The 21,570-nt window shown below is 43.4% G+C and carries 19 protein-coding genes; 2 read left to right on the top strand and 17 right to left on the bottom strand.

From position 1 onward, the window contains the following. Position 1 precedes the first annotated feature (1 nt). The 14 genes from ccmA to sixA form a co-directional block, all read right to left on the bottom strand. The gene (ccmA, locus tag ACM2FC_RS18050; RefSeq protein WP_498482381.1) at positions 2-622 is read right to left on the bottom strand and encodes a cytochrome c biogenesis heme-transporting ATPase CcmA; all 621 of its coding nucleotides are present in this window, start codon (positions 620-622) and stop codon (positions 2-4) included. A 184-nt stretch (positions 623-806) separates the two neighbouring features. Continuing rightward, positions 807-1,301 carry a DUF2802 domain-containing protein gene (locus ACM2FC_RS18045; RefSeq protein ID WP_498482380.1) on the bottom strand — a complete coding sequence of 165 codons (495 nt, stop codon included), beginning with the start codon at positions 1,299-1,301 and terminating at the stop codon, positions 807-809. Beyond that, positions 1,301-1,795, bottom strand: coding sequence for a chemotaxis protein CheW (locus ACM2FC_RS18040; protein ID WP_498482379.1), 495 nt, complete (start codon positions 1,793-1,795; stop codon positions 1,301-1,303). Before ACM2FC_RS18040 ends, ACM2FC_RS18045 begins: the two co-directional genes overlap by 1 nt. 33 nt (positions 1,796-1,828) lie before the next feature. Beyond that, positions 1,829-2,875: a chemotaxis protein CheW gene (locus ACM2FC_RS18035; RefSeq protein WP_498482378.1), complete on the bottom strand. Its 1,047-nt coding sequence runs from the start codon at positions 2,873-2,875 to the stop codon at positions 1,829-1,831. Next, on the bottom strand, positions 2,865-3,644 hold the full coding sequence (locus tag ACM2FC_RS18030) for a ParA family protein (RefSeq protein WP_498482377.1): 780 nt from the start codon (positions 3,642-3,644) through the stop codon (positions 2,865-2,867). The genes ACM2FC_RS18035 and ACM2FC_RS18030 overlap by 11 nt, the downstream gene beginning before the upstream one ends. Positions 3,645-3,654: 10 nt before the next feature. Next, on the bottom strand, positions 3,655-4,773 hold the full coding sequence (locus ACM2FC_RS18025) for a protein-glutamate methylesterase/protein-glutamine glutaminase (RefSeq protein WP_498482376.1): 1,119 nt from the start codon (positions 4,771-4,773) through the stop codon (positions 3,655-3,657). A 34-nt stretch (positions 4,774-4,807) separates the two neighbouring features. After that, complete coding sequence (locus tag ACM2FC_RS18020; protein ID WP_498482375.1) at positions 4,808-7,093, bottom strand: chemotaxis protein CheA; 2,286 nt, start codon at positions 7,091-7,093, stop codon at positions 4,808-4,810. 9 nt (positions 7,094-7,102) lie between these two features. Continuing rightward, positions 7,103-7,822: a protein phosphatase CheZ gene (locus ACM2FC_RS18015; protein ID WP_498482374.1), complete on the bottom strand. Its 720-nt coding sequence runs from the start codon at positions 7,820-7,822 to the stop codon at positions 7,103-7,105. Between the two features lie 51 nt (positions 7,823-7,873). Next, a complete protein-coding gene (cheY, locus tag ACM2FC_RS18010) occupies positions 7,874-8,242 on the bottom strand; it encodes a chemotaxis response regulator CheY (RefSeq protein WP_237363578.1) in 369 nt (122 codons plus the stop codon). Between the two features lie 44 nt (positions 8,243-8,286). After that, a complete protein-coding gene (locus ACM2FC_RS18005; RefSeq protein WP_498482373.1) occupies positions 8,287-9,021 on the bottom strand; it encodes an RNA polymerase sigma factor FliA in 735 nt (244 codons plus the stop codon). Continuing rightward, positions 9,014-9,901: a MinD/ParA family protein gene (locus tag ACM2FC_RS18000; RefSeq protein ID WP_498482372.1), complete on the bottom strand. Its 888-nt coding sequence runs from the start codon at positions 9,899-9,901 to the stop codon at positions 9,014-9,016. The genes ACM2FC_RS18005 and ACM2FC_RS18000 overlap by 8 nt, the downstream gene beginning before the upstream one ends. Positions 9,902-9,914: 13 nt before the next feature. Further along, a complete protein-coding gene (gene flhF / locus ACM2FC_RS17995; protein WP_498482371.1) occupies positions 9,915-11,426 on the bottom strand; it encodes a flagellar biosynthesis GTPase FlhF in 1,512 nt (503 codons plus the stop codon). Between the two features lie 53 nt (positions 11,427-11,479). Continuing rightward, a complete protein-coding gene (flhA, locus tag ACM2FC_RS17990) occupies positions 11,480-13,573 on the bottom strand; it encodes a flagellar biosynthesis protein FlhA (protein WP_498482370.1) in 2,094 nt (697 codons plus the stop codon). Between the two features lie 137 nt (positions 13,574-13,710). Beyond that, positions 13,711-14,175 (bottom strand): phosphohistidine phosphatase SixA, encoded by a 465-nt coding sequence (gene sixA, locus ACM2FC_RS17985; protein ID WP_498482369.1) that lies wholly within the window; start codon positions 14,173-14,175, stop codon positions 13,711-13,713. 243 nt (positions 14,176-14,418) lie between these two features. Between sixA and ACM2FC_RS17980 the strand changes: the two genes are divergently transcribed. Then, a complete protein-coding gene (locus ACM2FC_RS17980; protein ID WP_498482368.1) occupies positions 14,419-17,193 on the top strand; it encodes an insulinase family protein in 2,775 nt (924 codons plus the stop codon). 14 nt (positions 17,194-17,207) lie between these two features. Here ACM2FC_RS17980 and ACM2FC_RS17975 read toward each other — a convergent pair whose 3' ends face one another. Beyond that, on the bottom strand, positions 17,208-17,804 hold the full coding sequence (locus tag ACM2FC_RS17975; protein WP_498482367.1) for a VOC family protein: 597 nt from the start codon (positions 17,802-17,804) through the stop codon (positions 17,208-17,210). A 194-nt stretch (positions 17,805-17,998) separates the two neighbouring features. Between ACM2FC_RS17975 and argS the strand changes: the two genes are divergently transcribed. After that, positions 17,999-19,732: an arginine--tRNA ligase gene (gene argS / locus ACM2FC_RS17970; RefSeq protein WP_498482366.1), complete on the top strand. Its 1,734-nt coding sequence runs from the start codon at positions 17,999-18,001 to the stop codon at positions 19,730-19,732. Between the two features lie 65 nt (positions 19,733-19,797). Here the strand turns inward: argS and ACM2FC_RS17965 are convergent, their stop codons facing one another. Next, positions 19,798-20,238: a hypothetical protein gene (locus ACM2FC_RS17965; RefSeq protein WP_498482364.1), complete on the bottom strand. Its 441-nt coding sequence runs from the start codon at positions 20,236-20,238 to the stop codon at positions 19,798-19,800. Next, the gene (kdgT, locus tag ACM2FC_RS17960) at positions 20,231-21,232 is read right to left on the bottom strand and encodes a 2-keto-3-deoxygluconate transporter (RefSeq protein WP_498482363.1); all 1,002 of its coding nucleotides are present in this window, start codon (positions 21,230-21,232) and stop codon (positions 20,231-20,233) included. Before kdgT ends, ACM2FC_RS17965 begins: the two co-directional genes overlap by 8 nt. Positions 21,233-21,570 lie beyond the last annotated feature (338 nt).

The raw sequence follows: 21,570 nt of genomic DNA, 5'->3' as shown, positions 1-21,570 counted from the left end.
CTTACTCTCCCAACTTAATCTTTCTAAGACTGCTATTGTCGGTAAACATGTCTTGGTGCGTGGTTAATAACACCATACCTCCACTCTCTGCATGCGCTAAAAATAGAGACTCTAGAACCTTAACGCCTTGCTTATCAATCGCCGTTAAAGGTTCGTCCAAAATCCATAGCTTTTGTGAACTCAGCCATAATCTTGCTAACGCAACACGTCGTTGTTGCCCTGCAGACAATTGAGCAACCTGCACATCTTCGCGTCCAGCTAGTCCGACTCGAGTTAAGGCGCTAAAAATTTGCTGTTTATTTACCTGGCGAGAAGAGTGAATGGATAGGAAAAAGCGCAAGTTTTCATACGCTGTCAGGTCTTTTTTTATCCCAGTCTGATGACCTAAAAAAATCAGCTCTGAATGGTATATGTCATTAACAACTTTTACTGGCTCTTGATCCCAATAAACGTCACCGGAATCATAATCACCTAAGCCCGCGACCGCTCTCAACAGAGTGGTTTTACCTGCTCCGTTACGACCTTCAACTTGAACTATTTCTCCGGGTTCAATGGTGAATGAAAGTGAATCAAATAGTACTCTATCATCACGTACCACAGTGAGCTTTTTTACGTCTAACATATTCCATTACGTCGCAAGATTAGAGCTGATAGTTTATCACAGCCCATACGGGACTACAGTCATCAACTATCGTGCTTAATCACGAAACAAGGTAAGAATATATTAATGATTGTTATATCATTGTGAATTTATATTAAATTGGGGATCTTGAGGGGACAAGGTTTAGTCAGCAGGCGGATACACACTACTTTCGACCTGCTGCTCTTTTACGAATTTTGTTTGATCGTTCTGGGCTACTTTCAAGGGGAGGAATTTTTTCCTGACCAGCAATTTTTTTTTGCAGAGACATCATGAGCTCAGCTTCAGCTTTAGGAAGTTCACACTCCTCAATCAACTCTTCAACATCAGCACCCAAACGAACCATTTTCGTCGCTCGAGAGTACAGCCGACTATCATTATCTTCTTGCTCTAATTCTACCAAGCGCTCATTTAAATGATGGATTATTTCCTGTTGTTCACTCACACGTTGGCCGAGCCCAACGACAACCGAGCGCACTTCTAACAACTGCTTGTTAGACTTTTTCAATTCTTTATCTAAAGAACGAACTTGCTGACGGCTTGCTTCAGTGGCAGAGGCAATCCGACCTTTAAGCTTATATATCGCTACAACAAGCAGCAATAATATCAAGACAGCTACTCCAGCAATCACCGGAGTACTTGTGATAAGCGAAATATCCATTACAAATGTGCCATTTCATCCCACTCTTCTTCAGTAAGAAGCTTGTTGAGGTCGACGAGTATAAGTAATTTGCCATCCCGGTTGCTTACACCTTGGATAAACTTCGCACTTTCGTCGGTACCAACACTCGGTGTAGTATCGATCTCTGACGAGCGCAAATATACCACCTCTGCAACACTGTCAACGAGAATACCAATAACTTGTCTCTCAGATTCAATAACGATAATGCGGGTATTATCGGTAATTTCGCCTTCACTTAGACCAAACCTAGAGCGAGTATCAATAACCGTAACGACATTACCACGGAGGTTAATGATCCCAAGTACATAATTAGGTGCACCCGGTACTGGAGCAATTTCTGTATAGCGCAAAACTTCCCGAACTTGCATCACGTTTATACCGTAAGTTTCTTCTTCTAACTGGAACGTCACCCACTGAAGCACTTCGTCATTGGATTGATCTTTCCTTACTTCTACTTCACTTGTTTGAGACATACCTTTCCCTCTCTTGTCGCTGCCGACATTTTCCTAATTTTCGAGCGCTTTTACATCAAGCCCTGCATTAAGCATAGCTATCAATGCTTCAACGTGTATTAAAGCGCACATTTTTTCTTTTACCATTCCTGCAAGCCAAGGGCGCTTTCCTGCTTGTTCACGCCAACGAATTTTGTCAGAGTTGAGAATTTCCGTGCCTTTCAACTCAGTACTGGCAAGACCCCACATGCTGCTTCCCAACATAACAATATACTGATAGCCATCTTTGTAACTCTCGTCCTGAAGCTTTTCTGCCATCACCCAACGCGCAGTATCCACTACATCCAACTGGTTGTCGTTATTGGTCTGCAGTCCCAAATACCAATCTGGACGACCTATCAAGTTATTGAGTTCACTTAATTTGTGTATTCCACCCAATTCATCAAGAGGCACTGCAAAAGTGATGGCATTAACTTCAAAATACAACACCTGAAAGTCTTCGTCGCGTACCGTGCTGTGCCACTCTTGCACAGCGCCATCACCCGCTTGAGTCTCTAACTCAACTGCAGATTCTGTCGCTCCCTTGCTTTCACTAACTTCGGTGGTAGTTTCTTCAGCCACCTCAACCACAGCCACTTCTTCATCGGTTTGCTCAATGATATCGACTTGTGGCACTTCTGCAGTTTCATCAATAGCTTGATCAAATGCTTCAGCTTCTATTTGTTCTTGATCTTCTATCGACTCTGCTTCTACAGTAGCCTCTACTGTCAGCTCGGATTGCTGCTTGCTTACCGCTATCTGTTCAGTATTTTTTTCCAGAATTTCTTCTAGATTGAGCTTATCGACAATATTCTCTGTTTCTAACTGCTCTAAAAGTCTTTCAACATCTTGTAGGTTTGGTACCTCAGGTTCATTTTGAGGAACTTCATAAAAGCTGTTCTCTGGTATAAGTTGAGGCTTAGGTTCGTAGCTATCTACTGGTTCAATTGCTTTTATTGGCCTCTCTTTAACAGCGATAGCGGTATCCTCATCCAAAAGTGCTGAGAAATAGTCATCTAGAGCTTGTTCACTTGACAATAAAGAGTCAGAGTCATTGCTCATCAAATGCAGACCTCTCTAAAAAAATGAGTAGTTGTTTATAGGCGAATACACCACGACTTCCAGCAGCAAAATGAGAAACGGGAAGGTGTTTTAAACTAGCGTCACGAAACTTAGTATCGATTGGAACCGCAGACTTCCATACTTGTTCCGGATAATCTTTTTTCAACTGGCTGAGGGTTTGAAGGGACGCATTAGTACGCTTGTCATACATAGTCGGCACAATCGTGACCTTAAAAGGCTGATTTCTCGATTTCTGCATAATAGCGAGAGTTCTTATCATTCTCTCCAAACCTTTCATGGCCAAAAACTCGGTTTGCACGGGGATTAATATACGATCGCTAGCGGCTAGAGCATTGACCATCATGACCCCTAATATTGGCGGGCAGTCAATCAATACATAGTCATAAACCTCACTCAAACACTCGAGAGAACGTTTGAGAATTAGCCCCATTCCACTTCGATTCCCCATCACCCTATCTAACGTAGCAAGAGACATATGCGCTGGAATAAGGTCAATTCCCTCCACATTTGAATCACAAATTAGTGGGGTGATAAGTTCAGTTGAAAATTCCTTCAATTGAAAAAGATCAAACAAACTTTTTGATACACTATCCGGGTCATAACCTAGATAGGTAGTTAGAGAAGCATGTGGATCTGTGTCCACCAAAAGAACCCGCTTTCCCTGCTTACTGAGCAAACCCGCTAAAGTGATAGTAGTCGTTGTCTTACCTACTCCACCCTTCTGATTTGCAACACTCCATACAATCATTGCTGTACCCCTATGTTAGGCCTACTTCAACCAACATACGTTCTGCGATGCGCTCTAAAGGTAAATCCTCAGATGATATTCCGGCCTTGGCTACTGCTTGGGGCATTCCGTATACAACACAGCTCTCTTCATCTTGTGCCCAAATCGTCGCTCCTGCAGACTGTAGCATGCGAGCACCTTCCCTTCCGTCTGCTCCCATACCTGTCAATACCATCGACAATACTTTGTCTGAAAATATCTTCGCTGCTGAGCCAAAAGTCACATCAACGCACGGTTTATAGTTCATTTTTTCGCCACCATCGATGACTTTGAGTTTAGTAGAACCTGGCCTACCATCAAACATCATTTGTTTTCCGCCTGGAGCTAAATAAGCCACACCTGGGCGCAAAATATCTCCATCTTGAGCTTCTCTAACTTCTATTTTGCATAACGAATTTAATCGGCTCGCAAATGCTGCAGTAAAAGTTGCTGGCATATGCTGAATTAAAACAATTGGGTGAGGATAATTGGCCGGTAACTTCGTCAGGATCTTTTGCAACGCAACCGGCCCACCTGTCGAAGTGCCTATTGCAGTCAGTTTGTAACTTTTGCCTGAAGAACGAAATCGCGATCTCGATGCGCTCTGTTTTGACGGTGTAGGAACTGCCGCTCCACCCGAGGGCTTGGATGTCATAGGAGCTTTAGTTGAAGCAGGAGCTCTAGCGGTAGTGATAGGCCTACGCAAACTTCTTCGTTTGTTTGCAATTTGAATAACTCTTTGCTGAAGTAAGGACGTCGCTTCATCTCGATTCCTCGCAATGTCCTCAAATTTCTTCGGTAGGAAGTCTAGCGCCCCAGCATCGAGTGCATCTAATGTTGCTTTTGCGCCTTCGTGAGTAAGAGAAGAAAACATCAAGATAGGCACAGGAGACTGGGCCATAATTTTCTTTACTGCCGTAATGCCATCCATTACGGGCATCTCGATATCCATCGTGATAACGTCTGGTTTCAGCTCTATCGCTTTTTCAACGGCCTCTTTACCATTTGTGGCAACACCTATCACTTCCAGACGCGATTCAGAGTTAATGATCTCACTCACTCGGCGACGAAAAAAACTTGAATCATCAACAACCAACACTCCAATCGCCATATAATTCCTTCTTTATACGATCTAACGAACTAATCTACACTCTAGACGCTGCGGCGTACTGCTTAAGTAAGTCTGGTACATCTAAAATCAACGCAATATGCCCATCACTGGTTATAGTCGCTCCCGCCATCCCAGGAGTGCCTTGCAACAAATTGTCTAGTGGCTTAATCACCACCTCTTCTTGCCCTATGAGTGTATCAACAACAAATCCGACTCGTTGGCTACCTAGTTGCACTATAACCACATGTCCATGGCCTTTGCGTGCTTCGACCAGCCCTGCTTGAGGAGCAAGCCAATTTTGTAGATAAAACAGAGGAATCGATTTTTCACGAACGATAATAGTCAATTGACCATCAACCACATTTGTTCTGCTTAAATCCAAGTGGAATATCTCATTAACACTTGCTAATGGAAGAGCAAATGGGTTGCCAGCAACACCGACCATCAAGGTTGGCAAGATAGCTAAGGTTAAAGGAACCTTGATGGTTATTTTAGTTCCTTTACCCATTTCAGAATCAATATCAATCGAGCCATTTAGTGTGTTAATTGCAGTTTTCACCACATCCATACCTACACCACGACCTGATATATCTGAGATTTGCTCTTTACTTGAAAATCCGGGCATAAAGATAAGATTGAAGCACTCTTTGTCCGTCAATCTCGACGCAGCATCTTCATCCATGACACCACGATTCACTGCAATACTGCGTAGTTTATTTGGATCCATTCCACCACCATCATCAACGATGGATAGCTCAATATGATCTCCTTCTTGTGCCGCAGACAATATGACCTTACCTCCTCTTGGTTTTCCTGCGGCAACGCGATCAGCAGGCATCTCTATACCGTGGTCAACAGAGTTTCGAACCAAGTGAATCAAAGGATCCGCTAGTGCTTCTACGAGGTTTTTATCTAGATCGGTATCTTCCCCCCGCATTTCAAGGTTAATTTCTTTATTCAAGCTTCGTGCTAGGTCACGTACAACCCTAGGGAAACGGCCAAATACTTTCTTAATTGGTTGCATGCGCGTTTTCATTACCGCGCCTTGCAAATCAGCTGTCACCACATCTAGATTCGAAACAGCCTTAGACATTTCTTCATCATTACTATTAAGGCCAAGGCTTAATAATCGGTTTCTCACCAAAACTAGTTCACCGACCATATTCATAATGATATCGAGCGTTGAAGTATCAACACGAACCGTTGCTTCCGCTTGGGTTTTCTTCGCTTGAGCTGGTGGAGCTGCATCTGCTTTGGCTGGGGGCTTAGCACTCTCCTTAGCAGGGGCTTTAGCCGGCGCAGCTTTCGCCGCGGGAGCTTTCTGTGCTGCCGGTTTTGCCTCAGCTTTTGGTTTCGGTGCTGGCGCTTTCTTCGCGGGCTCTGGAGCAGGTTTCGTCGCCGCAGCTAATTCTTCATCAGAAGGACCTTTTCCTGAACCATGCAAATCATCAAGTAATTGTTCAAACTCATCATCCGTCATTAAACCGTCATCTTCGGCCTTGGCCGCTGGTTTCGCTTTCGACGCTGCAGGCGGCTTCTCTTTTGGCGGTTGAGGAGGTGGGGTAGCCCCTTCAACAGAAGGGCCTTTACCAGATCCGTGCAATTCATCTAACAGTTTTTCAAATTCATCATCCGTAATGTCGCTGTCAGGATCAGCAGCTGCGACTGGGGGTGGTGTGGATGCTGCTGGAGCAGACTTTGCGTCAGCTTCTTTGCCAGGAGCAGTACCTTGACCGTGAAGTTCATCAAGAAGCTGTTCAAATTCATCTTGTGTGATTTCATCAATTGAATTTGGATCAGCTTGACTCGCTTCTGGAGCACTTTGCGACGGAGGTTCTGGCTCTGGTTCAGCCTGTTCTGCTACGGGTTCAGACGGTTCTTCAACTTGCTCTATTTCCGCGACTTCCTCTGTATCTGCCTCATCTTCTGATTCAGGCTTACATAATCTGTGCAGCTCTTCTAGCAACGCGGGGTCAGCAGGAGTCAACTCTTCTCTGTCTTGCACCGCTTGAAACTGTTCATTAACAGTATCGAGTGCTTGCAGCATAGTATCCATTAGCCCCGCCGTCACTGATCTTTGTCCATTGCGGAGAATATCAAACACGTTCTCTGCACCATGACAAGTATCGACGAGTTCAGTTAAAGCTAAAAATCCAGCTCCACCTTTAACAGTGTGGAATCCACGGAAAATCGCATTAAGTAGATCTTTGTCTTCCGGATTGTTCTCTAGTTCTACTAACTGCTCGGATAGCAACTCAAGAATTTCACCTGCTTCAACTAAGAAATCCTGAAGAATGTCTTCGTCTAAATCGTAGCTCATACACTTCCCTTAAAAACCAAGACTTGACAGCAAGTCATCGACTTCGTCTTGTGATGAAACCGCATCGGCTCTTTCGTGAGCATTGAGGATAGGTCCCTCTGCATCAGTAGAAGCTTTTTTCTTCCCTGCCGATTCTTCCAGTTGGCTCGCTCCAAATACGGTTAGTATTTCAACTAATCGTCCTTCCACTTCATTTACTAAGGTAATGACCTGCCTTATAATTTGACCGGTCAAGTCTTGGAAGTCTTGAGCCATAAGAATTTCTGTCAACTGCCCTCTTAGTTCCGAGCTATCTCCTTCTACCTGCCCTAGCAGCCCGTCTATTCGATGACATAAAGCCTTAAATTCTGCTAATTCAATACGCCCTTTCATTAGTTCATTCCATTGAGGACGTACTTTTAAAAGCCCTTCGTGCAAATTGTCTGCAATGGGCATACACCTGTCGACAGCGTCCATAGTTTTGTTCGCTGCAACTTCTGTTTTATCTATTACATATTGAAGGCGATCTCTCGCATCGGGAATTTCGTCGTTAGCAATTTCGTTCATTCTTTCGTCAAGGCTGAACTGTTTGAGAGATTCGTGCAGATCACGAGTCAACGTCCCTATTTCTTGAAGCATTGGACTAGAAATCGTACTTTCGTAAATCTCCGTCACAAGCGAGTCCGCTTCTTGTTGTTTTTCATTTTCTAACAGCTCGACTAGCTGTTTTGCCTGTTCTAATGAAATCATCCTTAATTGGCCTTTCCGCGCGTATTAAATTTATTCGGTCAGCAAGCCGGGCTATAAACGCTCAAATATTTTATCTAACTTCTCTTTGAGAGTTGCCGCTGTAAACGGCTTGACTATATAACCATTAACACCTGCTTGAGCGGCTTCAATAATCTGCTCGCGCTTTGCTTCCGCCGTAATCATCAACACCGGTAAGTGTTTCAGCTCATCGTCTGCTCGAATATTCTTGAGCAAATCGATTCCCTGCATACCTGGCATATTCCAGTCTGTAACAACAAAATCGAATTCACCCTTTTTAAGCATTGGCAATGCCGTCAAACCATCGTCGGCCTCTGAGGTATTATTAAACCCCAAATCACGAAGTAGGTTTTTCACAATACGGCGCATTGTTGAAAAGTCATCAACAATAAGGATCTTCATGTTTTTATTCAAAATTGCCTCCACTGAGTTTGATATCAGTGTTTTTAGTCATGTTCAGTCCAAGCACTCAACTTCGTGCGTAGACGCTGCATTGATTGGCTTAGTATCTGGCTAACACGAGACTCGCTAACTCCAATTACCTCACCAATTTCCTTTAAGTTTAACTCTTCATCGTAATAAAGCGAAAGAACCAGAGATTCACGCTCAGGTAATGCTTTAATTGCCTCAATCAAAGAGGTGCGAAAAGATTCGTCCGCCACCCCTTTAAACGGAGAACTATCCTCTTCTTCCTCTGCCGGCGATATTGCATCATCAGAAACGCCGAGATCTTCGATACCTACAAGCCTTGAGCAGTTGATATCCGTGAGTGCGCCATGGTACTGCTCAAGAGTCATTTCTAAATGCGCAGCAACCTCTGCATCGGTCGGATCTCTATTCAGCTCTCCTTCAAGTATAGAGATTGCTTGACTTATTTCCCGATTGTTTTTGTGAACTGATCGAGGAACCCAATCTCCACGCCGGATATCATCAAGCATAGCACCTCGTATTCGAATGCCTGCATAAGTATCGAAACTTGCACCTTTAGTGCTGTCATAGTTCTTTTGCGCTTCAAGCAGGCCTATCATGCCTGCTTGAATCAAATCGTCTACCTGAACACTTGGAGGCAAACGCCCAAGTAAGTGGTGTGCTATCCGCCGAACCAATACCGAGTATTTCTCTAGAAATGCTCTTTGGTTTCCTTGTTTTGCATATTGGTCATAAGTCAGCGCTTTATTCACCAAAAGGTTCCTCTAAGGTCTCAGTCCTATTAAGTAAGCGTTCTACAAAGAACTCAAGATGTCCACTCGGTGTGTTCGGAATTGGCCATGTTAGTGCCTTATTTGCCAATGATCCGATCGCCAGAGAAGCGGGAGAACGAGGGAAAGCATCTACGACAATTTTTTGTTTTTTAACGGCTTGTCGAACTTTATCATCTAACGGGATACATGCTACGAGTTCTAAGCTTACATTCAAGAATCGCTCTGTGACTAAGGTCAACTTTGCAAACAATTCCCTACCTTCACGATAGCTCCTGACCATGTTTGCGACAATTTTAAATCTCTGAACTTGATGGTCTTTGCTCAATAATTTGATCAAAGCATATGCATCTGTGATCGAAGTCGGCTCATCACACACTACGACAACCACATCTTGAGCTGCCCGAGAAAAACTCACCACCATGTCTGAAATGCCCGCTGCAGTGTCAACAAGCAACACGTCCATTTCATCTTCTAAACTACCAAATGCCCGTATTAACCCCACATGCTGAGCGTGGCTAAGCTCTGTCATAGCTTGGGTTCCAGAGGTCGCTGGTATGATTTTGATGCCAAAAGGGCCCTCTACAATCGCATCACCCAGCTCACACTCACCTTCTAGAACATGCCCTAAGTTTCTTTTTGGTCTAATTCCGAGCATGACATCGATATTCGCAAGGCCTAAGTCGGCATCAAGAACCATCACTTTCTTGCCTTGCTTTGCCATACAAATGGCTAAACCCAAAGTTACATTTGATTTTCCTACACCACCTTTTCCTCCAGTAACGGAAATTACTTTGGTAAGAGATGGTTGAGTTAAACGTCGCAGTCCGCTTGCTTGGTCTTGTATCATATTGTTTGTCATAATTTTATGCCGGTTAGAACCCTTCAACTTCACTGTTCCAATAATGAGGTTCGTTTTCAGTCGACTTTTCTAGCAATTCATTTGCTTTCGCCACCATATATTTAGGCTGAGCTATTACAATATCTTCCGGAACGCGCTGACCATTCGCAATGTAAGCGACTGGCAATGCGTTTTGCACTACAACACTGAGAAATTCCCCTAGGCTCAGAGACTCATCCAGTTTGGTCATAATACACCCTGACAAAGGAATTCTTCTGAAGTGCTCTATCGTTTCTTGCAGTACTTTTCTTTGAGCTGTTGCAGGTAGAACAAGGTAACTATGGATAACTTCTCCGCTTTCTTGCATCAAGGTATCAAGTTGCTCGGATAACCGAACGTCCCTCTGCCCCATTCCTGCTGTATCAACCAAAACTAGCTTTCGATTTCGCAACTGATAGATCACATCGGCTAACTCTTTGGAATCTTTAGCGACTTTAACAGGGCAACCCATAATTCTGCCGTAAATTGAAAGCTGTTCATGGGCTCCAATACGATAAGTATCGGTCGTCACTAAAGCCACATTATCTGAGCCATATTCCATTGCAGCACGAGCTGCTAGCTTGGCGATAGTCGTGGTTTTGCCAACTCCAGTCGGGCCTAGTAGTGCAACCACCCCACCTCGCTTTAAGATATCCTTTTTTGCGATAGGAATCTGATCTGAAACCAACCCTAACAACGCTTTCCACGCCTTGGGCGGCGGGGTGTCCTCTGGGATATAACAAGCTAACTGGTCAGCAAGGTCAAGAGATAAGCCCATTCTTTCTAACCGTTTGATTAACATTGCTCGAAGCGGCTCCCGCCTTTCCACTTCTTGCCACATTAACCCAGAAACTTGATGTTCTAGCAAACGACGAATAGAAGTCATCTCTTCGCGCATTTCCTCTAATTCTTCATGACTTATTTCTGACTCTTGCTTTTGATTGCGATCATATCGGGTGGGGTCAAGTCTGGGGGTATACGGTCGTTCAGCTGTACTTCTCTCTTCTGCGATTAGCCGCGCAAGTGGTGAATCCTCTTTTATTTTCGTGCTGCCATTATCAGCCGATCTAGCACTTGCTTGTCGCTCCATCAGGGCTGAGAGCGAATCTTGTTCATCGAGATTTCCTTCATGCTCAGAGGATTGCCCATTTTGCGAGTACTGATTCAGCATGGAAGCGAAACGTTTTGTCATTGACGGTGAAGATTGGGATTTACTCTGCAGGCTAACTCGATCACCATCCAGTTGCCGGGCTTGGGTCGCTTTAGGAGGAGCAGAATACTGGTTCTGAGCTTGTGGCGCTTTTCGAGGTCGACTCACCGAATTAGATGACTGCTGCCTGCTCGGCTCCACCTTACTCGCAACTTGCTCACCATCAACTGCTGCGACGATTTCAACACCACCAGCAACCTTCTTGTTTGACATAATTACAGCGTCAGAGCCTAACTCCTCTTTAACTTGGAGCAAAACTGTGCGCGTATCCTTGGCAAAAAAGCGTTTGATTTTCAAAATAAATATCCATTTCTACGTTGCTCGATAGGAGAGTCTAGATAGGCTAGCCACTAGTTACCCACCGCCTGTACTATCCTAATTTGCTTTTCATCAGGTATTTCTTGATAGGATAGTACTCGTAGCGAAGGAATCGTATTTTTTACGAATTTAGCTAACGTCGAACGCAATACCCCTGATGTCAATAACACCGCTGGTTCACCTTTGAGCTCTTGCTCTTGAGTTGCTTGGCTTAATGATGATTGAAGCCTTTCTGCAAGCCCAGGTTCAATACCAGCGGATTCTCCTCCTGCTGCTTGCATAGTCTGATGCAATATTTGTTCCAGCTCAGGAATAAGTGTAATCACAGGAAGCTCTGGCTCTATACCATTGATTTCTTGAACAATTAATCGCTTCAACGAGATTCGGGCTGCCGCCGTTAGTATGTCAGGTTCTTGACTTTTGCTTGCATACTCCGACAGGGTTTGAATGATGGTGCGGATATCTCGAATTGGAATGGCTTCATTAAGTAAATTTTGTAGAACTTTAACCACTACACCCAGTGACAATTGGTCAGGTACAAAGTTTTCAATAAGTTTAGGTGCGCTCCTACCCAACATTTCCAGCAGGTTCTGCACTTCCTCATGGCCAAGAAGTTGAGACGCATTATTTGTAAGCAACTGACTGAGGTGAGTGGCCAATACTGTTGAGGAGTCAACAACCGTATAACCCAGTGCCTGCGCATGTTCTCGTTGTTCTTCACGAATCCATACAGCTTCAAGACCAAATGCAGGATCGACGGTCTGTTCGCCTTCTATCATTCCATAAACTTGTCCCGGATTAATAGCAAGTTCTTGATCAGGACGTATTTCAGCTTCACCGACTGCAACCCCCATTAGCGTAATTCTGTAACTATTTGGGGTAAGTTCTAAATTATCTCGAATATGAACCGCTGGGATCAAAAAGCCAAAATCTTGCGATAGTTTTTTTCGTACTCCTTTTACCCGCTCAAGCAACTCTCCACCTTGCTCTCTATCCACCAAAGGTATCAAGCGGTAGCCAACTTCAAGCCCAATAATATCAACCGGTTGAACGTCTTCCCATGACAGTTCTTTTTGAGGTGCAGCTTCAGTTTCTGCAGCGACAGGAGTACTTGGTTCTTCCGCCGCTTTTTTCTGTTTACGAATAAGCCAATACGATAGCCCACCAGCAATTAAGGCTAACAACAAGAATGCGAAATGAGGCATCCCAGGAACTACCCCGAGAACTCCGAGAATACACGCCGTGATAATAAGCGCTTTAGGGTTGTCAAACATTTGAAAGACAACTTGCTGACCCATGTCTTCATCGGTGTTTTGGCGAGTGACCATAATCGCTGCGCCAATGGACAAAAGTAGCGATGGAATTTGCGCAACCAAGCCGTCACCAATAGTAAGTAACGTATAGATTCGTATGGCTTCACCAAAACTCAAGTCATACTGCAACATCCCGATAGAAAGGCCGCCAATGATGTTAATAAATAGGATTAATATCCCTGCAATCGCATCCCCTTTTACAAATTTTGATGCACCATCCATTGAACCATAGAAGTCCGCTTCCTTGGTCACTTCAAAACGCCGCGTTCTCGCTTGCTCTTGGTCAATCAATCCAGCATTGAGATCAGCATCAATCGCCATCTGCTTGCCGGGCAAAGCATCTAACGTAAATCTGGCGCTGACTTCTGAAATACGCCCAGCACCTTTGGTGACAACCATAAAGTTAATGATCATTAAAATTAAAAACACAACTAAGCCGACTGCGTAGTTGCCGCCAATAACAACGCTACCAAAGGATTCAATAACCTTACCTGCGGCACCGGGACCTTCATGACCGTACAATAAAACCACACGTGTAGACGCTACGTTTAAGGCTAAACGAAGCAGTGTAGAAATCAGTAACACCGTTGGAAAAGCAGCGAAATCGAGTGGTCGTCTGGTGTATACGGTCACCAAAAGAATGACCATTGCCAACGCAATATTAAATGAGAAAAATAAGTCGAGAAGAAAAGCGGGAATTGGTAAAACTACCATCGCCAATGTCGCTAAAACCATGATCGGAGCTCCGATCGCAGGCATTGCTCGTTGCGAAATTGGTGGCAGTTTATCTGCAAATGGCAAGGAGAATTTCATAAGCGAGTTTGTATTAAATTATCCAAACTTTTAATAAGTTAGCCTATGAATGCAATTATCAGTCCATTAAATATGTCAAATAAATGGCTATATGCATAGCCATTGCTGTACCTCTACAAAGCACGACTAGCCTGAACCTACCTATGAATATGCCATAGCAGTTCACCCTTTCGAGTTTTTGGGTCAAAATCTATACACGCTAATCCAGAAGTCGTAAACATTGGCGGTGCGATTGTTGGCACAAATTCAGATGTCAGAAAACCTACAAGAGGCAAGTGAGAAACCAACAGAATTGTGTCGAGTTTATTCACTTCGCATAACGCAAGCACATACTCAAGCACGTCACTTGATTCACCATATGGAGTGATATCATCACATGTGGTTTGTTTAGCGCAATCCAGTAAAGGAGAAATCGCCTGCCAAGTCTGCTGAGCTCTCAGATAAGGGCTCACTAACGCTAAATCAACTTGCTTAAAGCCATTCTTTACTCCGGCTCTAGCAACAGAAACCGAATCATTCCTACCACGCTCTGTCAATGCTCGCTCTGCGTCAGTTGGTGCCAAGTTCTCAGCTTCTCCGTGACGCATAATAAAAATCTTCATTTCGCAATCCTAAATACGTATGTCTGATTCACCTCAAAGTGAACCTGTCATATAGGTTTGAGTTCTCATATAGCACAATTATATCAATTGGTCTTGCTAAAGGTTCAGAGTTTAATAACAATCTACTAATACAAATTCTAATAATCTAAGTAAAATCGAACTTATCTACTAATTCTACATAGATTAGTTGCGGTGGAATACTTCACCACCATAATTAAATAAGACTTTCTCCGGAGATAAATTGTGCGCATAAGCCCCAATGATAATAATAGCTATCGATACGTCACCTTAGACAATGCGCTCAGGGTGTTGTTAGTCTCCGATAATGCAGCACGAAAATCCTCAGCGGCTCTCACTGTCAATGTTGGTCACTTTGATGACCCAATAGAACGTGAAGGACTCGCTCACTTCGTTGAGCATATGTTATTTCTGGGCACAGATAAATACCCAGAAACGGGAGAGTTTCAATCTTATATCAGCCAACAAGGTGGCACCAACAACGCATGGACAGGTACCGAGCATTCAAGTTTTTTCTTTGATGTGGCTGCCAATGCATTTGAAAAGAGTCTTGATAGGTTTAGCCGCTTTTTTATCGCACCACTATTTAACTCAGAAGCTTTAGAAAAAGAGCGTAAGGCTATTGAATCTGAATACAAATTAAAGCTCAATGAAGACTCACGTCGTTTGTACCAAGTACAAAAAGAAACCATTAACCAGCACCATCCCTACTCGAAATTTTCCGTCGGAAATACAGAAACGCTATGCGATCGCGATGGCCATTCAATTCGAGATGAAATTGTCGAGTTTTACTCTCAGCAATACTCCGCCGATTTAATGACTTTAACTATGGTCGGAAATCATTCTTTAGATGAAATGCAAATTTGGGCTGAAGAAAAATTTAGTGAAGTCAAGAACTTAATCTTAATCAATAAGACAATAACCACTCCTTATGTCACTCCAGAAAATACTGGAATCACCATTTATGTGGAACCAATTAAAGAGATCCGCAAACTTATCCTAACTTTTCCGTTGGACAACCAAAAAAATAGCTACCGTACGAAACCCCTATCGTACTTTGCCCATTTAGTCGGTTATGAGGGAACTGGCAGCTTGATGGCTGCACTAAAAGAACGTGGATGGGTGATATCTCTTTCTGCTGGAGGTGGAGTCAGTGGTAGCAACTATCGCGAATTTACCATCAGTTGCACTCTTGAGCCTCGCGGCCTAAATCACATCAACGATATTACTCAAGCTATCTTTGATTACATTCAAATGATATTGGATGACGGAATGGAGTCATGGCGCTATGAAGAAAAAAAAGCGGTTTTAGAATCTGCTTTTCGCTACCAAGAAGCCTTCCGTCCGATAGAGCTGGCCAGCCATCTTTCCGTCAACATGCAACACTATGATCCGGAATACCTCCTCTATGGCGATTACATGATGGAGGAATACCAACAGCAAAACCTTATAGAGTTAGCGAAATATTTTACTCCTGATAACTTGCGTATAACCGTCGTCGCAAAAGATCAACATTACGACAAAACGGCAAAGTGGTATTTCACTCCATATTCAGTGCAAAAGATCACAGATGAGACCAAAAGCTTTTTCACCCAACCAAGCCATCTAAATTTTTCTTTACCCGAAAAAAACCCTTTTATCTCATATAACTTTGAGCCAAAGGAGCTGAATACCGCACAGTCCATTCCAGAAATCATCGAAGACCAAGCTGGGTTTCGCTTATGGCACTTACAAGATGACAAATTTAGAGTTCCTAAAGGCGTTATCTATATTGCGATAGACAGCCCAGTCGCTGTTGCAAACCCAAGAAATATTGTCAAAACACGACTATGTGTAGAGATGTTTCTCGACTCATTGAGTGACGATACGTATCAAGCGGAAATTGCGGGGATGGGTTACAACCTATACGCGCATCAAGGTGGGGTTACGCTAACAATTTCAGGTTTTGCGCGTAAGCAGGCTGAGCTAACAAACCTCATCATAAATCGCTTCGGTAAACGAGACTTCAAAGAACACCGCTTTAACTTAATTAAAGAGCAGTTACTGCGTAGATGGCGAAATGCTGCTAAAGATCGACCAGTTTCACAGCTTTTCAACGCTATGACAGGTTTACTACAACCTAACAACCCTCCTTATCACACACTTATTGAACAGCTGGAAACAATAGATGTTGCAGAGCTACCGTCTTTTGTTGATTACATATTGGCTGAGTTGCAAGTTGAAATGTTTGTCTTTGGCGACTGGACTTCCGACGAAGCCCTTCAGCTTGGCGAAGGGCTAAAGGATGCACTTCGAGTACCCAACCAAAAGTATGAAGAAGCATTTCGTCCACTTGTTATGCTTGGGAAAAATGGCACTTTCCAGCACGAAGTTCAGTGCAATCAGAACGATTCGGCTATCGTCATTTATTACCAATCAGAAAATATTGACCCACATAGTGTCGCGCTTTACTCACTGGCGAACCACTTAATGTCAGCAATATTTTTTCATGAAATACGTACCAAACAACAGCTCGGTTATATGGTTGGGACTGGGAATATGCCATTAAACCGACATCCAGGATTAGTATTGTATGTTCAATCACCTAATGCTGCACCAGCTGAACTCATTCGCTCGATAGATGAGTTTTTAAATGCTTTTTACATGGTGTTGTTGGAGCTGAGTGAATACGAGTGGCATAGCAGTAAGCGCGGGCTTTGGAATCAAATATCAATCCCAGACAAAACTTTGCGTAGTAGAGCACAACGGTTATGGGTTGCGATTGGCAACAAGGATATGCACTTTAACCACCGCGATAAAGTATTGGAAGAGCTAAAAAGCTTAAGCAGAAGCGACATGATTCGTTTCGTTGTTAATGAGCTCAAGCCGAGAACAGCGAATCGCCTAATTCTGCACACTCAAGGCAAAGCGCATGCTGAATTAGACAAACTCGATATTGGTAGAGAAGTTGGCTCAATTCAAGAATTTCAACTAAGACCCAAGGACTATGACTTAGGCTAGAGCATAAACACGCTCTAATTTTGTTCTGATTCGATAATTTTCTTTAAAGGGTGAGGGTGTAGTTTGATACAGACGTTATTCCACTTAAATGCAACGGTTGGATTGTTTAAACGCTCCCCTTCGCCTTTAGGGCTCGACAATTTTACCGTTATACCCTTCTCTTTAATTTGATTGTACTGACAAGCAAAATTAGGAAACCGAGCCTTTAAGTCAACTAGGTACTCTTCTGCCGATTCAGCCTTAGAAGGCACAACAAACTCGACATGCTCCCATCCTTCAACTGGATGTTTCTTATTTACTGCAGGGAACGGGAGCTCTAAACACTCTATTTTCCAAGAGCCAAATAATAATGGTGCATCGAATTCCAATACGTAGATTGGTCTGCCATTAATTTGCGTTTCGGACAACATCGTCGCCTGTTTGCTCCATTCACTTTTCGCTAACTGTGCCAGTTTTTCGTCATTAACCCTAAAAGCAATATGATCAGCCTGAAACTGACGTGTATCAATCTTTAGCAAATCGCTAAGTTGAATAATTTTTTGCATAAAACTCGCGAAGTTTGACTTTAATTGCTCGGGCATTAGATTGGCGTTGGTAAGCAATGCAGACATATTGGACTACTCAATGTGTTGATTTTCGCGTAATAGTAACAGAGCCGGGCAAATTAGTAGAAAAAATCCCTTTTAATTCTCTACAAGCTCATCAATAAAATTGATATTATTGGCCGCAGATTATGAAAAAGTCAGGGCGCAACACTTTGTATGTGCCCAGAGCTTAGCATTCCAGAGAATTCGGAGAAACATGAGTGAATATCCAAGCATTAATTAACGACAAAGTATCACAAGCACTAGAAGCTGCCGGAGCACCTGCTGGAACACCTGCAGCAGTCCGACAATCAGCAAAACCTCAGTTTGGTGATTATCAAGCCAACGGTGTGATGGGTGCAGCGAAAAAGCTTGGTACTAATCCACGTGAATTTGCTCAAAAAGTCATTGATGCTTTGGATTTAGAAGGCATTGCTAGCAAAACTGAAATTGCTGGTCCAGGTTTTATCAACATTTTCTTAGATACAAAATTTGTTGCTGAGCAAGCTGAAAAAGCACTGGCCGATCCCCGTCTAAGTGTTGCTGCTGAAAAAGAGCAAACTATCGTTGCAGACTATTCTGCACCAAACGTTGCGAAAGAAATGCACGTTGGCCACCTTCGCTCTACTATTATTGGCGATGCTGTTGTGAGAACCCTTGAATTCTTGGGCCACAATGTTATTCGCGCTAACCACATCGGCGATTGGGGAACTCAGTTCGGCATGCTTATCGCTAACTTAGAGCGTAAAGAACAGTCCAACACTGAAGTATCAATGGAGCTTTCCGATTTAGAAGCGTTCTATCGTGAATCCAAAGTTCTCTATGATGAAGACGAAGAGTTTGCAGAGAAAGCGCGTAACTATGTGGTCAAACTGCAAAGTGGTGATGAATTCTGTGTCGACATGTGGAAGAAATTGGTTGAAGTCACCATGGTTCAAAACCAACGCAACTATGATCGCTTAAATGTATCTCTGACAAATGACAACATCATGGGCGAAAGCATGTATAACGACATGCTACCTGGTATCGTTGCTGACCTTAAAGAGAAAGGCCTAGCACAAGAAGATGACGGCGCTATGGTTGTATTCTTAGATGAATACAAAAACAAAGATGGCGAGCCTATGGGCGTTATTATCCAGAAACGTGATGGCGGCTTCCTCTACACGACGACAGACATCGCTTGTGCGAAATACCGTTACGAAAAACTAGGCGCTGACCGCGTACTTTACTTTATCGATTCTCGCCAGCATCAACACCTAATGCAAGCTTGGACTATCGTTCGCAAAGCAGGTTATGTACCAGAAGAAGTTTCACTAGAGCACCATGCATTTGGCATGATGCTAGGAAAAGATGGCCGTCCATTTAAGACTCGCGCAGGTGGTACTGTTCGTCTAGCCGATCTATTGGATGAAGCCGATGAGCGAGCAAGCAAACTAATTGAATCTAAGAACCCAGATTTAAGCGAAGGTGAAAAAGCACAAATCGCCAAAGCAGTTGCAACCGCTGCTGTTAAGTATGCAGATCTATCAAAACACCGTACAACGGACTACGTATTCGACTGGGATAACATGCTAGCGTTTGAAGGTAACACAGCGCCATACATGCAGTACGCATACACTCGCGTTGCTTCTATCTTCGCTAAAGCAGGCGTGTCGATGGATGACGTTTCTGGTGAGATAATCATCAATGAAGAGAAAGAAAAAGCACTCGTTGCGAAGCTGCTTCAGTTTGAAGAAGCGGTTCAATCAGTGGCTCGGGAAGGTCAACCACACCTACTATGTACTTATCTCTTTGAGCTTGCGGGTCAATTCTCCAGCTTCTACGAAGCATGCCCTATCCTAGTTGCCGACAGCGAAGAAGTCAGAAATAGCCGCCTAAAAATGGCAGCATTGACGGCGAAAACCATTAAGCTAGGTCTATCGCTGCTAGGTATCGATACCCTAGAGCGTATGTAATAGCTCCCAATAAAATAGGAGAGGCGCAAACCTCTCCTATTTTTATTTCTGATTGGTCTTAATAGCTAACTTTCTGATTCCAGTTGATGAACTGCCAACTGCTCAAATGCCAACGCAACCCAACCACTAATCAACACATCAAAATGCTGCTCTAAGCCACTACACGCCACAACAATATTGCCATAAACAAAAGAACCGTAGAACTTTACATCTTCTTCTCTCAAAGAGGTTGGGTGGTCATTCCGTAAGTATGAATTTGGCTTTGAGTGTCTCCATGCTTGCTGCGCTTTTGATCTTGCTACTTTATCAAACTCTACTTCCCAATCGTCAGTAGAGCCTACTGAGTGTTCGAGAAGTATTGCGTCAGAAAACTCTTTCTCCCAAGGCATGTAACTAGGGTCCATGATTACAATATGACAATGATTTCGTTTTGCTACCGTAAAAAGTTTGTCTATAGCTGGAAGCGTATGCTCAATGGCTTTTTCTGCTAACTGTTTTTTATCCACACTGTACCTCTACTTTTTGCTCTTCATTGCTTTGTTTGTTTTCGCGTTTCTTTATCCAGTTGGAGTAAACACCTGTAATTATCGGAACCAAAATCGCTGTCACCAGCATACTCGTAGCAACCAGAGCACTCGCCATAGGCGCGATTTCTTTAAACTGAGGAGCAGCACTAGCAACAAGCAGAGGAGTCGCTACTGCCGCTCCAGCGGTACTACTCGCTGCCACTCCAGCCGTACCGTCACCTTTACCGATAATTCTGTCGGCAAAAATAAGTGGGAGACCTGTCACCACAATAACTAGTAGCCCTAAGAAAATGCCCGCTAATCCAGTATCCGCTAAGACTCCGAAGCTGATTTGATTTCCAAGCGCAAAACCAAAAAATGGAATAAGTAATTGCATACCTTTCGAGAAGAATTCCTTTAAATCAGGGTCTAAGTTTCCTAGAACAAACCCAACGATGAATGGAATCACCGCCCCTAATAAAGTGTGAGATTCAAAGCTAGCAATGCCGGAAGTACCGAGGATTATCATCGTCATCAAGGGCCCCGACTCTATAGAAGTAAGAATAAAAGCACCCGCCTCTTCTTTGGTCCCGTATTGCTCCATGATGGACGCATAAAGCCCGCCGTTAGTCATATCCATTGCAGCGACCAAGGTCAATACTGAAAAGCCAGCAAAAAAACCGGTCATTATCCCGTCCGCTGGCAAAAAACGGCTCGCAATGATCGCAACAGCCCATGCAGTGAGAAGCTTCGTAACAACAAGTACGCCTGACTTCCTCAAAACGGTACCTGTCGCATTAAATGAAATGGATGCACCAATACAGAAAAACCACACTGATAAGATGGGTACAACACCATTCATGATGCCATTGGTAAACGAGCCAAAGTACTCTCCAGCGCCCGGCGCGACTGTATTAACAAATGCGCCAATAAGGAGCGGCACCAGCATCATCCCCCCTGGAATTTTATCTATGAACTTCTCTTTTATTTTCATGGTATCTAGCCTTAGACTCTTTTAGTTGCAATACGAATATATTTTTGTAATACAATATTATTAAATCTAAAAATACCAAATATACCGCTTTATATTATGCGCCTTGGCTCACATAAAAGGAGATTGAAAGGTAAGATTATTTTTTGCAAATGAGAGAAGAAATAGCAAGACTAGTTATAACAACCCACGAATATGACCACTCAGGCTCGACAATATTCTAGTTTTGGGCCCGAATTAAGTAAGAACTTATTTAGGGTTTGACCAACGAACACGTGTTTGGACTCACTTTATTTAATAATTACATTGGAACTTTTTAGCATCTGCAAGTGGGACAGAAT

It is taken from the genome of Vibrio sp. A37 (assembly GCF_059777565.1).
This window is presented reverse-complemented; position numbering and strand designations above follow the sequence as displayed.

Bases quoted from the DNA above. Each gene is read 5' to 3' on its own strand.
- ACM2FC_RS18035 (WP_498482378.1), bottom strand. From the start codon at position 2,875: ATGAGCAATGACTCTGACTCTTTATTGTCAAGTGAACAAGCTCTAGAT.
- ACM2FC_RS18020 (WP_498482375.1), bottom strand. From the start codon at position 7,093: ATGAGCTACGATTTAGACGAAGACATTCTTCAGGATTTCTTAGTTGAA.
- sixA (WP_498482369.1), bottom strand. From the start codon at position 14,175: ATGAAGATTTTTATTATGCGTCACGGAGAAGCTGAGAACTTGGCACCA.
- ACM2FC_RS18025 (WP_498482376.1), bottom strand. From the start codon at position 4,773: ATGGCGATTGGAGTGTTGGTTGTTGATGATTCAAGTTTTTTTCGTCGC.
- ACM2FC_RS18000 (WP_498482372.1), bottom strand. From the start codon at position 9,901: ATGACAAACAATATGATACAAGACCAAGCAAGCGGACTGCGACGTTTA.
- flhA (WP_498482370.1), bottom strand. From the start codon at position 13,573: ATGAAATTCTCCTTGCCATTTGCAGATAAACTGCCACCAATTTCGCAA.
- ACM2FC_RS18015 (WP_498482374.1), bottom strand. From the start codon at position 7,822: ATGATTTCATTAGAACAGGCAAAACAGCTAGTCGAGCTGTTAGAAAAT.
- ACM2FC_RS18030 (WP_498482377.1), bottom strand. From the start codon at position 3,644: ATGATTGTATGGAGTGTTGCAAATCAGAAGGGTGGAGTAGGTAAGACA.
- ACM2FC_RS17975 (WP_498482367.1), bottom strand. From the start codon at position 17,804: ATGTCTGCATTGCTTACCAACGCCAATCTAATGCCCGAGCAATTAAAG.
- kdgT (WP_498482363.1), bottom strand. From the start codon at position 21,232: ATGAAAATAAAAGAGAAGTTCATAGATAAAATTCCAGGGGGGATGATG.
- cheY (WP_237363578.1), bottom strand. From the start codon at position 8,242: ATGAAGATCCTTATTGTTGATGACTTTTCAACAATGCGCCGTATTGTG.
- ACM2FC_RS18045 (WP_498482380.1), bottom strand. From the start codon at position 1,301: ATGGATATTTCGCTTATCACAAGTACTCCGGTGATTGCTGGAGTAGCT.
- ccmA (WP_498482381.1), bottom strand. From the start codon at position 622: ATGTTAGACGTAAAAAAGCTCACTGTGGTACGTGATGATAGAGTACTA.
- ACM2FC_RS18040 (WP_498482379.1), bottom strand. From the start codon at position 1,795: ATGTCTCAAACAAGTGAAGTAGAAGTAAGGAAAGATCAATCCAATGAC.